A 12,077-nucleotide genomic window follows, 5' to 3' on the forward strand; every position below is an offset into this window, starting at 1 on the left:
CGCCCTGCGCGGGCGAGGGGGAGAGGTCATGAGCAAGACGATAGGCTTGGACTTTGGCAACTACAACGTGTACATGAGCTGCATTACGGACATGGACCCCGAGACACGGCGCGGAGGGACCCCGATTGACCTTCAGGACGTTGCCGGCAGTGAGGGCGTTCCGAGCACGTACGTCCTCGGAAAGGGTGGGAAGCCCAAGCTCGGCATGGCCGCCCTCAATGACCGCTTCTCGGCAAGGGGGGTCAATCTCCTCAAGCGAAGGATGGGGGAGAAAGTTAAGGTGCATGCCGGAAGGGGGAGAGAGGCGGTCGTTGACGTTGACGGGGCAATCGTTGAGGTGGTTTCCCATTGCGTCAGGATTGCCAATCGGGTTCTCGAGTCGGAGACTGGAGAGACCACGAGCTGCGTTGCGCTTGCCCATCCCGTCCAGTTCAACCCGCGCGAGGTAGAACGCCTTGTCGCGCTTGTGGAGGACGCCACGCTCGAGGACGGGACGCACGTCAAGGTCGTGGGAACCATCGCCGAGCCAGCGGCTGCGGCGCTTGACTATCTTTCGTCCGATGCAACGCTCGGATCGCGTGACGTGGTAACTGCCCTCACGATGGACCTTGGTGCAGGAACCTTCGACGTCGCCCTGCTCAGTGCCTATCCCGAGGGGCGAAGGGATGCTGCGGGCAGCGTGAGGTACTATGACTGCATCGACTCCGACGGCATCGCAGATCTCGGCGGCAACGAGTTCACGATGGCGCTCTACAGCCTGGCGCTTGAAAAGGCCGGCTTAGAGGGAGTGGACGATGCTCTCATGGGCGAATACTTAGGCAAGGTCGAGCAGGCTAAGATTGCCCTCACCGATGCGGACGAGTATGAGATTTCGTTTTTTGATTACGATGAGGGAGATGACATTGATATCGTCCTGACGAAGGCAGAGTTCGAGCAATGCACGAGTGGCCTGCTCGATCGAGTTGTCGAGCGAACTAACGCCTTGGTGGCGCGCAATGCGTCCGTCAAGGTTGACGTCATCGTGGTGACCGGTGGCGGGGGCAATATGCCAATGATTCAGGAGGCTGCGACGCGGCTGGTTCTTCCCGGTGTCCCCGTGAGATCATATCGACCGAGCAAGGCAATCTCGTACGGGGCGTCCCGGTATTACGTTGACACGCATGGTGAGGCAGTGATTAAGCATACCAACCGGGACCTCGGCGTACAGTTTTATATCGGAAGCAGCCTCGCGCAACGCGTGCATGTGTGCATTCCCGCAGGGAGTGAGCTTCCCTACGTTCAAGCCGACAGCGTGGGGAGCAAGACAAAGAACGAAGGTCAGGCAAAGAGCGTCTTCCCGGTGATGAGGGCGAAGGTCGAGCATCCCGACCCCTTTCATGAGGATGACTGGGAAAAGATCGGATCGCTCGTTTACCGGCACGCGGAGCCGGTGTCTCGGGGAACCGATCTTCGCTCACGCCTCTCCATTGACGAGCTGGGGATGCTGCACATTTCGTGCTGGGCGCCGGAGCGACCGCAGGATGGTCTCCAGGAGAGACCGTTTAGCTGGCAGGACTGATTTGCGCGGAGGCGTTTGAGGGAGCGTGAAGTATGAGCCCGTTTAAAAGTCGCGGGATTGGGGCATACGGTCGAGGCGCCAAGGAGGATGTCCGTGATGCGGGACGTGACGCGCGGCAATCGAGCGGGAGCGTCCACGTTCCCATTGACATCTCGGGTGAGGAGAGCCATGCATCGCGCCCCAATGAGTGCGATGGGGCGAGAAGGACGGCCAAGTCTGCCAGCTTCGAAGCATCGAGCGATTCCCTCGCGGTCTCAACGCAAGATCTCACTCAAAGCGCTCGGCTGTTGGAGAGCCGTCTGGGTGGCGGGGTGCCGGGAGAAGCTGCAAGGAGCGCGGAGGATGGTTCGTTTGGTGAAGCGCTTCGGCTTGAGCTTGAGGAGAAGGAGCGAGAGATCGTCGCCTTGAGGGGCAGGCTGGCTGAATGTGAGGCTGAGCTCGTGCGCTATCGCAATCGGTGCGGACGCATTGATGAGTACGTTAAGGCGTTGCGGGAGCGAGACCGGACTATGGCAGCGGAGGCAGGCACTCGAATCGAGGAGGGCCTTCGTGCGACCGCGGAGCGGTTCCGCTCCTTTCGGGATGAGATGGATGAGAGCGCCAGCGTCTGGCAGCGAGAGATTTACGAAAAGACCAGCTCGCTTGAGCGGGAACTCAGCTCCATGAGGCAGGGGCTGCAGCAGACGGTACGATTGTGGCGCGAGGAGATGTTTAGGGGAAAGTTCGAGAGTATCGGCATCTCGTATCGCCAGCTCTGTTCCATTTTGGGCAGAATCGAGGCGGCAAATGCCCGTCGTGCGTCCGAGGGGCTGGGGGAGCTTCCCGAAAGCGCGCGGCTGAGAAGATGGCTGGTAGACTTCGAGCGCGCGCTTGCGAGCATCGGTCTCGAGATCATCAGGCCCGGGTGCGGGGAGCCGTTCGATTCCGAGCGACATGCGCTCGACGCCTCCTGTCGCAAGGATGGGGGGCTGTCTCCCGATGATGATCTTGTTGTCACCGGGTGCGCCCTTCCTGGGATGGGTTATCGCTCCGATAGGGATGACCTGTTCGTCGTGGTAGTTCAGGCGATTGTGACGGCATCGCGTCCGTAAGGCGCGGATAGGGGCGTGACATGGCGCGGGCATTCGAGTGCTTTGCCAAGTTCTTCTCGCGAGCATACGGGGTCGCCGCCTGGAAGGTCGTGGGTAGTTATGACCGGAGTGTCAGGGGGAAGGATGCCGCCGGGAGGCGATATAGGGGCCCAGTGGATAAGCTGAGGGAGGGCGTGCTAGAAAGCCTTTCTCCGGCAGGATTGGATGCGGCGGGCGTGGAGGCAGCCGTCAGGGTGGGGACCGAGCTGGATTCTCCCGTTGCCGACGCTATTGAGCGAGAGGCACTGAGGGCTGACGAGCAGCTCTCCCAACTTGATGGCATCCTCGAAACGGGAGTTCCCGGGACGTTCGATCCCTGGAGCGTGATTGGGGCTTCATTTGCGTTCGACGATGGGTTCAGGTCCGCCTTCGCCGAGGCGCTTCTTATGGACGGGTTTAGGGCTGACGCAAGAGGGCTCTGGCTTGGGGTCGACCGCATTGCGGCCTCCCTGGGGGAGGGTATTGGCGTCTCCGACCTCGACGAGCTTGTGAGGTGTCAGCGGGAGGTCGTAGAGGCGCTTGTTCTCGCCTCGCTTCAGGGCCCGCGAGACTACGCTCAGCTTGTGGGCCATGACGTAGCCGTCACGCCTGTTCCTGCGGGACTAGACCGCGTGAGCGGGTCGTGGATGGAGGGGGAGTTTCGCCTTCAGGGGATCATTCCTATGGGCCCTTGCCCTTGGGAATATGCTACGAGTCCCCGGGCCGGCTGGAAGCTCACGTCAAAAGGGGCTCGCATCGGACGCGATGAGCGCTGGTGTGACGAGGAGGGATATGCACCCGTATTCGTTCCCGTGAGCAGGGTGTCGAGAAGACACTGCGAGGTCAGGAGATGTGGCCCGCTTTGGGTGCTGGTTGATCTCTCAAGTTCGAACGGGACTCTCCTTCTGCGACCCAATGGGGATGCTGCAATTCTCTCGGATGAGGAGGCGGAAGTTCGTCCTGGTGACGTCATCTGTCTGGCCCCTCGTAGGGTGAGGTCGGGGTATGAGGGCTCTTGTTTCAGCTGGGTGCTCGGTGACCCCGAGACGTGCCTGCGTTTTGAGGCGGCTCCCTGAGGGAGACTGGCTGGGGCGGTCCGCGTGCGAGGCGGCGACTGGCATCAGATTATAATTGCATTATATTTGCGGGGGCGTATGATGGCATAGTTGTGATACTTGAATGGTAGGAGTTGCCATGTACTGTCCCGCCTGCGGAAACCAGGTCAATGACGAGTTTTGTTTCTGCCCGCATTGTGGGGGCAGGCTACCGCAGGTTTTGGATGGGGCGGCATCGACGTCAGCGCAGGAATCGATGACGCAGTATTACGTGGGCGGACAGGTGGAGGAAGAGCACTTTCCTTCGGCTGCCGCTGCTCCTTCTTCTAAGGAGGGTATGCCTCCCCGGGCAGACGGGCGAACGCCCGAATCGCGGGTCTCCTCTGGGGCAAAGCTGGGGATGAAGTGGTACAAGTTCGTCGTCTGGGTGCAGCTCTTTCTGTGCGCAGCGGTGTATATTCTGGTGGCTATGAGCCTCTTCTCCGGCGTATATCCAAGCTATTACTACGATATTTACGATGGCCTTCAGACGCTCAATGTCTTCACGGAGCTGCTTTGCGTGACGCTGGCGGTTCTCTCCATCTGGGTGCGACGGGAGCTCTCGCGTCATGCTCGGCGTGCCCCACAGCATTACCTCGCACTGAGTGGTGCTGGCTTCGCCCTCCCGCTGTTCCATCTGTTGATTCAGACGGCTGTCATGTCCAGTACGGTGGACTCTGGCGGTCTCTTCCAGGTTGTGTTCGTGATTGCCATAGGCGCGGCATTTGTACATGCAAATAAGACCTACTTCGACAAGCGCTCTCACCTGTTCGTCAACTAACGTGCCACTGGCGTCAGGTCTATTTGGCACGTCTAGCGCGCGGTGACGGGTTCTTCTCGCTCCGCTCACCGGCGGAATGGCAACGCTCGCGGAGAGCCGTGAAACGAGGGAATCTCCGCAGGTGGGACGGGAAATAAGAAGGGTGTACAGAAGATCGTCGCTACCAGAAGGCGACCGACCGAGGAGGCGAGTCCAGTGAACAGCGAAGAGGTAGCAGGGTCTGGACCTGCCGTCCGCGTGACCGAGACCCACTAGCTTCGGGCGAGTGACTTCGCCGACGTCTTCCGGTACGTACACCGGGTTGGGTTGATGAAGGGAATTCCGGAGCGGGTCCAGACACCAATTCGCTGGCTGGACGGTTGATAGCGAGATTGGATGTGAGTCCAAAGGGCAGAGCAGCCGGGGCGGCACCGTAGGGGTGCCGCCCCTTTTGTGTGCGCGCTCCCGTCGTGCGGCTCCCGCTATACTCGACGCATGTCGCTACCGCGGCAAAACCGAGAAGGGAGACCCCATGAGGTTCAGTCTTACCGGTGACTCCGATTGTCCCATCGCGCGCATCTCGCTTGCGCAGGGCGAGTCCGTGCGGACCGAGAGCGGCAGCATGGTGTACTCGCGCGGCGTTGAGATCACGGGCGGGCTCAACACCAAGAAGAAGGGCCTCGGGGGCGTGTTCAGCGCCATCGGCCGCGCCGTCACGAGCGGCGAGTCCATGTTTGTCACCACGGCAACGGGGACCGCAAGCGACGGAGAGATTGCCGTGGCGCCGCCCATCCCCGGCAAGATCGTCGAGCTTTCCGTGGACGCCGCGCACCAGTACCGCCTCAACACCGGCGCGTTTCTCGCCTGCGACGAGGACGTCGACTACACGATGGTCAACCAGGGCATCACGAAGGCGTTCTTTGGCAACACGGGCGGGCTCTTTGTGATGGAGGTCCACGGCGAGGGCTCGCTGCTGGTCTCCGCGTTTGGCGACATCATGGCGCTCGACGTGACCGGCGGAGAGCCGCTGCAGGTGGACAACGAGCACGTGGTGGCCTGGGATGCCGCGCTGGACTATCACATCGAGGTCGCGAGCGGCATGTTTGGCTTCACCACGGGGGAGGGCCTGGTCAACACCTTCACCGGCAACGGCCGGGTGTACATCCAGACCCGCAGCCTGGCAAACCTGGCCCAGGCGATGCACCCGTACCTGCCCACGTCATCCAACTAGCGGGAGTTCCGGCGGACATCGGGTTCATGGGTGCCCGGTCCCGAGGTCCATTAACGCGCACTCGTGCGGCCCGTCGCTCGTCCCAACTGGGAAAACGCGAGAAGAACGTGCACGAGTGCGCGTTAATCCGGCGACGCCTCACGGTGATGGCGGAGGGCGCGTAACGTCCGCGGTCGGCGTGAGGTGATGGCCTTTCCTGAAAAGCCACAATCACCTACAATTGTCATCAGATGTAGGTTCTTATGGCTTTCAAGGAGGAACGGCGTGGTAATCACCTACCGGGAGGCGCTCGAGAAGCTCGGGAGCAGGTACCGCGTTCGGAAGGCGGTGTCGGAGGGGGCGCTCCACCCCGTCGGTCGTGGGATGTACTCGACCAGTCGGGACGAGGACGCACTCGCCGTGATCGCGAAGCGGTATCCCGGCGCGATCCTGACCGGGCAGACCGCGCTCTACGCCCACGGCCTCGTGACCGCGCCGCCCGACCGGATCGACCTAGCCACGAGGCGCGGGGGGACTAAGATCCGCGACGGCGCCGTGCGCCAGCACTTCATCCCCGAGGGATGGCTGGGCGTCGGCAGGTCGACCGTCCTCCTAGACGGGACTGAGCTTCCCGCGTACGACCTTGAGCGCATGCTCCTCGAGCTCATGCGCTCGCGCAACAAGCTGCCCTACGACCTCTACCGGGAGGCGGTCGCCTCGTTCCGCAGAAGGTCGGAGCGGCTGGACATATACAGGCTGCAGGACTACGCGGAGGCGATCCCGCGCGGCGAGGCGCACCTCGAGCGCGCCATGGGGGAGGTGTTCTGATGGACCTGAACGAGATGAGGGCGCGCTACGAGCGCGAGGAGGGCTACTCCCGGCTCAACGCGACCGCGCGCGTCTGCCAGGACGTGATTCTCTCGAAGCTGGCGGCGTCGGGCATGCGCGACCGGGTGACGGTCAAGGGAGGGGTCCTGATGTGCGCGCTGTCGGGGAGCAGCCGCCGCGCGACTCAGGACATAGACCTCGACTTCGTGCGGTACCCGATGACCGACGGCTCCATCCGCTCCTTCGTGTCCGCCCTTTCGAACCTCGGCGACGGCATCACCGTCCGCGTCGCCGGCGAGATAGAGGAGCTGTCGCAGCAGGACTACAGAGGGAGGCGCGTCAACCTCAAGATCAGCGACGGCCGCAGCACGCTCGACACCAAGCTCGACCTGGGGGTCCATGCGAGCGCCACGATGGAGCAGGACGAGCTGTGGTTCGACGTGGCGCACCGGCAGGAGGGCGTCTGCCTGCTTGCGAACTCGAAGGAGCAGGTGTTCGCGGAGAAGCTCAAGTCCCTGCTCCTCCACGGCATCCGCAGCACGCGCTTCCGCGACCTCTACGACATGTACTACATCGGGCACAGGAGGGACCTCGACAGGGAGAGGCTCGCGCGCTACATCGACGAGGCCATCGTCGAGGACCGGGACATGTGGGACGAGAGCATCGAGGACGTCGTCAGGCGCGTCGAGCGGACCCTCTCCAACCGGCGGTTCCTCGCCCGGATGAAGTCCTCCCACAGGGACTGGATAGGCCGGAGTGCCGAGGAGGTCGCCCGATGGCTGCCCGGGTTCCTGGCCACCCTCAACCGATAGGCGTAAGCCAGACCAGGAGCGCGGTGGTCGCCGAAAGGCCTCGAATGGCGTCTCGCCCCGAGGCGATAGGGAAGAGGGTGGACATGATCGATTTCGACATCTTCACGATTCAGGTGGCGAAGCGGCTCCTCCGCGAAGCGTGTCCCCTTCGGCGATTGCTCGGATAACCCCGCTGGTTACATTTTGCGGCAGCCCCGAAGCTTGGAGAGATTCGATGTGCGACGGGGGAAGGCATTGTCCGATTTGCCCGGAGGGGAAGTGAGAATGCTCCCGTAACATCTCCTTCTGGGTGTAGACAAACCCAGCTATGTTCATCGAGTGGAAAGTTGAGGCCACGGTATGTGACCTCAACTTCGTGGCTGCTCATGTTTGAAATACGATGGTAGGCATCGGGAGGTATCTTGAAAGAACCGGCATCGGGCCTTCCATTTTGCCGAGCTCTAGCAGTCCTAGTTTTTCGCATCATCCGATAGGTGCGGCGTGCCACGCATACGTTAAATTCTCAGTCATCGGGAACTCCGACGTTCGCAGGGCGTTCGGACTTGGGGGCGACAGGTCTCAGGCTTCCGGAATAATCAGGGGTACTCCTGCCGTCGGCCTCATCAAGCCCGTCGACTCCTCCTCCGTCCCGCGCAATCTCCGCTACGCATCCTTCTGGGGATGACGCCTCTGCTGAGCGGGTGACAAGTATCGCAAGATGCCGCGAAGCGTCACGAAACACCGCCTCCCATGGAGCCGTGGTGGCGAAGGTGTGCCTTAATCTGCGGAGTGGTCAATGAGTGAGGTGCCAATTTGGCGCCTCGCTTCGTCTGACGAAAGGCCTCCTCCCCGCGGCTGGCCGGCCCATTGGCCGTGACGGGTTGGCGCCGAAGCTCTCGGACGAGATCGGTTTGGGTCCCAAGCGGGTCCAGAGGGCAAAGGAGCTTCTGGACAGGAAGGTAATCGAGTGCGTTGGCTCTAGGAAATACGGGAGTTGGGGGCTATTACGACATCCCATGTCGCAATAATGTCGCAATGGGCGTCGCAATAAGAGCGTGGCAGGCCAGCTGGCGATGTCGGTATCATAGCCTACTCTCGTTGATGAAAACAGAGCGTACTTTTTTCATCATTATGACCCAGGTGCTCAATCCCACGCGCTGCGGCGCTGACCGTGCTGCTCCGAAATGCTCCGAGGCTACCCTAGAGTCGTTCCGAAAGCTTTCGGGTGGGGGTTTCGGGATGGGCGCGGTCGGGCCGCGGGCTCTGCGCGAGCGCCGGCGGGCGCCAGCGGCCCCCATTAACGCGCACTCGTGCAGCCTCGGCTGACTCCCAACTGGGAAAACGCGAGAAGGACGTGCACGAGTGCGCGTTAATTATCGGGCCGTGCGAACAAAAAGCCCGGAGGCCACATGACCTCCGGGCTGACTGTGTATGGTCGCGGGGGCAGGATTTGAACCTACGACCTTCGGGTTATGAGCCCGACGAGCTACCAGACTGCTCCACCCCGCAATTGGGTGCACCGCGTGTGTGCAAGAAATAACTATATCGACCACCTATCCATGCCGCAAGGAGCAAACGGAATTGTGTCTGTATCTCCACAACTACTCCACCGAAGAGAATCGACGATGGATGGGGGCGGGGAGATCAACGCTCTTTGGACTGGATGCGAATGGAGACCAACCCCAACACGTTCACCGATTGCGTCGTCGCCTTACGGCGAAAGGGCGCGGCTCCGGGGCATCGGGCTGGATATGGTGCTCAACGCCATGTATAAGCTCAGCGAAAGGAGCGCAATGAACCGTCTCGCAGACAAGGTTGCCGTTGTCACCGGGGCAAACTCTGGCGTGGGGGCCGCCGTTTCTAGGCTCTTTGCCGCGGAGGGCGCCAAGGTGGTCATGAGCGCGCGTCGCGCCGAAGCCCTTGAGGAGGTCGCTGCGCAGATCGCCGAGTTCGGCGGCGAGACCCTCGTCGTTCCCACGGACATCTCCAAGCCGGATGATCCCGAGAGCCTCATGTCCGCTGCGATGGAGAGGTACGGGAGGATTGACGTTCTGGTCAACAACGCAGGCGTGCTCGAGAGCGGCCTCAAGCCCATCGACCGCTACACCGACGAGGACCTCGACCGCATCGTCGAGACCAACCAGAAGGGAACCATGCGCTGCATGCGTGCGGCTACCAGGCGCATGACGGCCGGCGCCTCCATCGTCAACGTGGCCTCCATTGCGGGGGAGCGCGGCTGCGGCGGAGCGGCGTACGTAAGCTCCAAGGCGGCCGTCATCGGGGTTACCAAGCACACCGCGCTGCGCTTTCAGGTGGCGGGCATCCGGTGCAACGCGGTGTGCCCGGGCAACATCACGACGCCCATGACCGCGGGTCTGGACCCAGCAACGCTCGACCAGGACATGATCGGAGCAATGGCGCTGCATTCCAACATGCGGACTCAGTCCTGCACGCCCGAGGACGTGGCGAACATCGTGCTCTTTCTCGCGAGTGACGAGTCGCGCGCCATCACCGGGCAGATCATCGTGAGCGACTTCGGGAGCATGCTCTAGGGATCTTTTTTGACAGTTGACCCTGTCACCTTTGTCATAACAAAGCATTGGGCGCCTCGCGGCGGAGAGGCCGCGAGGCGCCCGAGGGGGCCGTGCAATTGGGGCTAGGAGCGGCGGCGACGGAGCGCTGTGGCCGCGATCGTGGCGAGAACCCCGGAGCCGCCGAGCAGGGCGGGAGCCACGAGGGTGGCATCCCCGGTCTTCGGGAGCGCGCTCTTTGCGCGAGCGGGACGTGAGGCCGAGGCGCTCTTGCCCCCGCCGTTTCCCGAGCTCTTGTCGACGACCTTCGACGGGTCATCGCCCGAGCCCTTGCCGGTTCCGGGGTTGTCTCCGGTGCCGGGGTTGTCGGGCTTGGCCGGGGGCTCGCCGGGGTTATCGGGGTTATCGGGTTCGTCCGGCTTTCCCGGCTCGTCAGTTCCGCCTCCACCCGGCTCGTTCGTGTCGGGCTTTGCCTCCCAGAGGGCGGTGAGGGTCTCGTCCGGCCGGTCCGTGGTGAGCGTCACCGTGTCCCCGGGCTGGTGGACGGTTCCGTCCGTGGCTCTCCAGCCCCTGAACGCGTACCCCTCGCGCACGGGCGCGGCTGCGGCGACGAGGTCCTTCTCGGTGTGCGACCTACCGGTGCCCCAGTCGATGCCGAACGTCGAGCGCTTGGTCTCGGGCGTAGTCGCCCCGCCGGCCGCGTCGTAAGAGAGCGAGCAGGTCTTGTCCCAGACGGCGTAGAGCGTGGGGTCCGAACAGGTCGAGTCCCCCTCGTCGTCTTGCAGCTCAAAGGCGTTCACGTATCGTCCGGACTCGCCTAGGGGGGACTCGTCCTGCGAGGGGGTGCTGGCCGATCCGCGATACATCGCGCGCCGGTCTCCTCCGGCGAAGAAAGAGGCGTCTCTCCAGAAGAGGAACGCATATCCCTCGCGCACGGGGATGGTGTCCGTGACGTCGAAGTTGACGCTGGTGGGAGGGTCGACGCTTCCGTCCACCCAGACGCGGTCCGGACCGACCACCTTGGTCGCGACGGAGGTGGGCTGGCCGTCGATGGTGCCGCCCGTGGCGTCGTAGCGCATCGTGGCGAGATAGCGATAGGGGGGCTCGGGGACGACGGTAACCTTGTATCCCACGTTCATCACGGTGGTTGCGGTGTCGCCGTCATCTGCCCTGCCCGTGAGGGTGATCTTGAAGTAGGCGTAGACCGGCATGTCGTCGGGCGTGACCTTTACGCCCTCAAAGCTGAAGGAGATGTTGCCGCTGGGGTTGGGAGAGCTCGCCCTGGTGAAGAGGTAGCCGGAGCCGGGATAGCTTCCCGCGGGATAGTACGTGGATCCGACCGACTGTCCATAGGGAGCCGCCGACACGTTGGTCACCCGATAGGTCTTGGTGAGCGCCTCGCCCCCCAGGCCACCATAGTTCTGCTTCGTGAATCGCGTGATGGCCGGGATTGACTCGTCAGATATCTCGGAATCCTCGACGACGACGATCTCGCCGTAGTCCCCTGGCCTCGGGTAGGTGTTGCCGGGGGAGTCGAGGCTCCCGTCGGCAGAGTCGTTGGGGTTGATGCGCAGGATGCTATCGGCATTGCCGTCCGCGGGAAAGATACTCGCGGGGACGTGCGACCATTCGGAGTCCTCGGGCTCCAGCTCGACGATGTTCTCGCACTCTTCTTTCTCCCCATCCTCCATCTTTGCAATCGCAGGGGCGGCGGGGAGCGCCGCCGCGAGCAAGAGCGCTAGAGTCAGGGTGGTTGCTCCGAAGCGGGGCGGTATACGAGCCATCTGTGCTCCTTCCTGGTTGGGGAAAGTCCCCACAGGTTAGGGGATGACGCAGCGTCCCCGGCAAGGGGGTCTCGTTGAGATGGGTGAGGCGGAAAAGAGTGCCGCCCCCGCATGTGAGCGATGCGGGGGCGGCTGGGCGCCCCTCCGAGGGAGCTACTCGGTCGAGGTGGGGCGCCAGGACGATGCGGCTGTCGTCACGCTACCCGTGGGGGTGAGGAGACGCGAGACGACCGGGGAGTTGCCGCGTGTCCGATGGAGAGTCGGAGGTGCCTCTGCCATGCCGGGCGCATGGGGACGAGCCCCATCCGGCCGCGCCTGACAGCAACCACCCTATTCCGTGACGTAGCGTCTCCGTCAAGGAGGAAAAGAAAAAAGTTTCAGGGAATGGGGAAGGGGTCGAGTGCCCTCACCC

General features: G+C 62.8%; 9 protein-coding genes and 1 tRNA gene. 8 read left to right on the forward strand and 2 right to left on the reverse strand.

Translation table 11 applies throughout. From position 1 onward, the window contains the following. Positions 1–28: 28 nt before the first annotated feature. The 7 genes from E0L17_RS03715 to E0L17_RS03745 all read left to right on the forward strand — a co-directional run bounded on the left by E0L17_RS03715 (position 29) and on the right by E0L17_RS03745 (position 7,371). Positions 29–1,558 (forward strand): Hsp70 family protein, encoded by a 1,530-nt coding sequence (locus E0L17_RS03715; RefSeq protein ID WP_167929909.1) that lies wholly within the window; start codon positions 29–31, stop codon positions 1,556–1,558. Positions 1,559–1,845: 287 nt separating this feature from the next. Further along, complete coding sequence (locus tag E0L17_RS03720) at positions 1,846–2,649, forward strand: hypothetical protein (RefSeq protein ID WP_167929910.1); 804 nt, start codon at positions 1,846–1,848, stop codon at positions 2,647–2,649. A 20-nt stretch (positions 2,650–2,669) separates the two neighbouring features. Further along, a complete protein-coding gene (locus tag E0L17_RS03725; protein ID WP_167929911.1) occupies positions 2,670–3,743 on the forward strand; it encodes an FHA domain-containing protein in 1,074 nt (357 codons plus the stop codon). A 118-nt stretch (positions 3,744–3,861) separates the two neighbouring features. Then, entirely contained in the window at positions 3,862–4,542 is a 681-nt protein-coding gene (locus E0L17_RS03730; RefSeq protein ID WP_167929912.1) for a zinc ribbon domain-containing protein, read from the forward strand. A gap of 511 nt (positions 4,543–5,053) precedes the next feature. Continuing rightward, complete coding sequence (locus E0L17_RS03735) at positions 5,054–5,752, forward strand: TIGR00266 family protein (RefSeq protein ID WP_167929913.1); 699 nt, start codon at positions 5,054–5,056, stop codon at positions 5,750–5,752. A gap of 264 nt (positions 5,753–6,016) precedes the next feature. Further along, positions 6,017–6,559, forward strand: coding sequence for a type IV toxin-antitoxin system AbiEi family antitoxin domain-containing protein (locus tag E0L17_RS03740; protein ID WP_167929914.1), 543 nt, complete (start codon positions 6,017–6,019; stop codon positions 6,557–6,559). Next, complete coding sequence (locus tag E0L17_RS03745) at positions 6,559–7,371, forward strand: nucleotidyl transferase AbiEii/AbiGii toxin family protein (protein ID WP_167929915.1); 813 nt, start codon at positions 6,559–6,561, stop codon at positions 7,369–7,371. Before E0L17_RS03740 ends, E0L17_RS03745 begins: the two co-directional genes overlap by 1 nt. 1,411 nt (positions 7,372–8,782) lie before the next feature. On the opposite strand, the gene E0L17_RS03750 is transcribed toward E0L17_RS03745, so the two are convergent. Beyond that, positions 8,783–8,859: transfer RNA gene (locus tag E0L17_RS03750), tRNA-Met, on the reverse strand. 284 nt (positions 8,860–9,143) lie between these two features. On the opposite strand from E0L17_RS03750, the gene E0L17_RS03755 reads away from it, so the two are divergent. Continuing rightward, positions 9,144–9,902 carry an SDR family NAD(P)-dependent oxidoreductase gene (locus E0L17_RS03755; RefSeq protein ID WP_167929916.1) on the forward strand — a complete coding sequence of 253 codons (759 nt, stop codon included), beginning with the start codon at positions 9,144–9,146 and terminating at the stop codon, positions 9,900–9,902. 104 nt (positions 9,903–10,006) lie between these two features. Here the strand turns inward: E0L17_RS03755 and E0L17_RS03760 are convergent, their stop codons facing one another. After that, complete coding sequence (locus E0L17_RS03760; RefSeq protein ID WP_167929917.1) at positions 10,007–11,665, reverse strand: LPXTG cell wall anchor domain-containing protein; 1,659 nt, start codon at positions 11,663–11,665, stop codon at positions 10,007–10,009. Between the last annotated feature and the right edge of the window lie 412 nt (positions 11,666–12,077).

The sequence above is a fragment of the Olsenella sp. SW781 genome (genome assembly GCF_012027725.1).
Lineage (GTDB): Bacteria > Actinomycetota > Coriobacteriia > Coriobacteriales > Atopobiaceae > Thermophilibacter.

Bases quoted from the DNA above. Each gene is read 5' to 3' on its own strand.
- E0L17_RS03715 (WP_167929909.1), top strand. From the start codon at position 29: ATGAGCAAGACGATAGGCTTGGACTTTGGCAACTACAACGTGTACATG.
- E0L17_RS03725 (WP_167929911.1), top strand. From the start codon at position 2,670: ATGGCGCGGGCATTCGAGTGCTTTGCCAAGTTCTTCTCGCGAGCATAC.
- E0L17_RS03730 (WP_167929912.1), top strand. From the start codon at position 3,862: ATGTACTGTCCCGCCTGCGGAAACCAGGTCAATGACGAGTTTTGTTTC.
- E0L17_RS03735 (WP_167929913.1), top strand. From the start codon at position 5,054: ATGAGGTTCAGTCTTACCGGTGACTCCGATTGTCCCATCGCGCGCATC.
- E0L17_RS03745 (WP_167929915.1), top strand. From the start codon at position 6,559: ATGGACCTGAACGAGATGAGGGCGCGCTACGAGCGCGAGGAGGGCTAC.
- E0L17_RS03755 (WP_167929916.1), top strand. From the start codon at position 9,144: ATGAACCGTCTCGCAGACAAGGTTGCCGTTGTCACCGGGGCAAACTCT.
- E0L17_RS03760 (WP_167929917.1), bottom strand. From the start codon at position 11,665: ATGGCTCGTATACCGCCCCGCTTCGGAGCAACCACCCTGACTCTAGCG.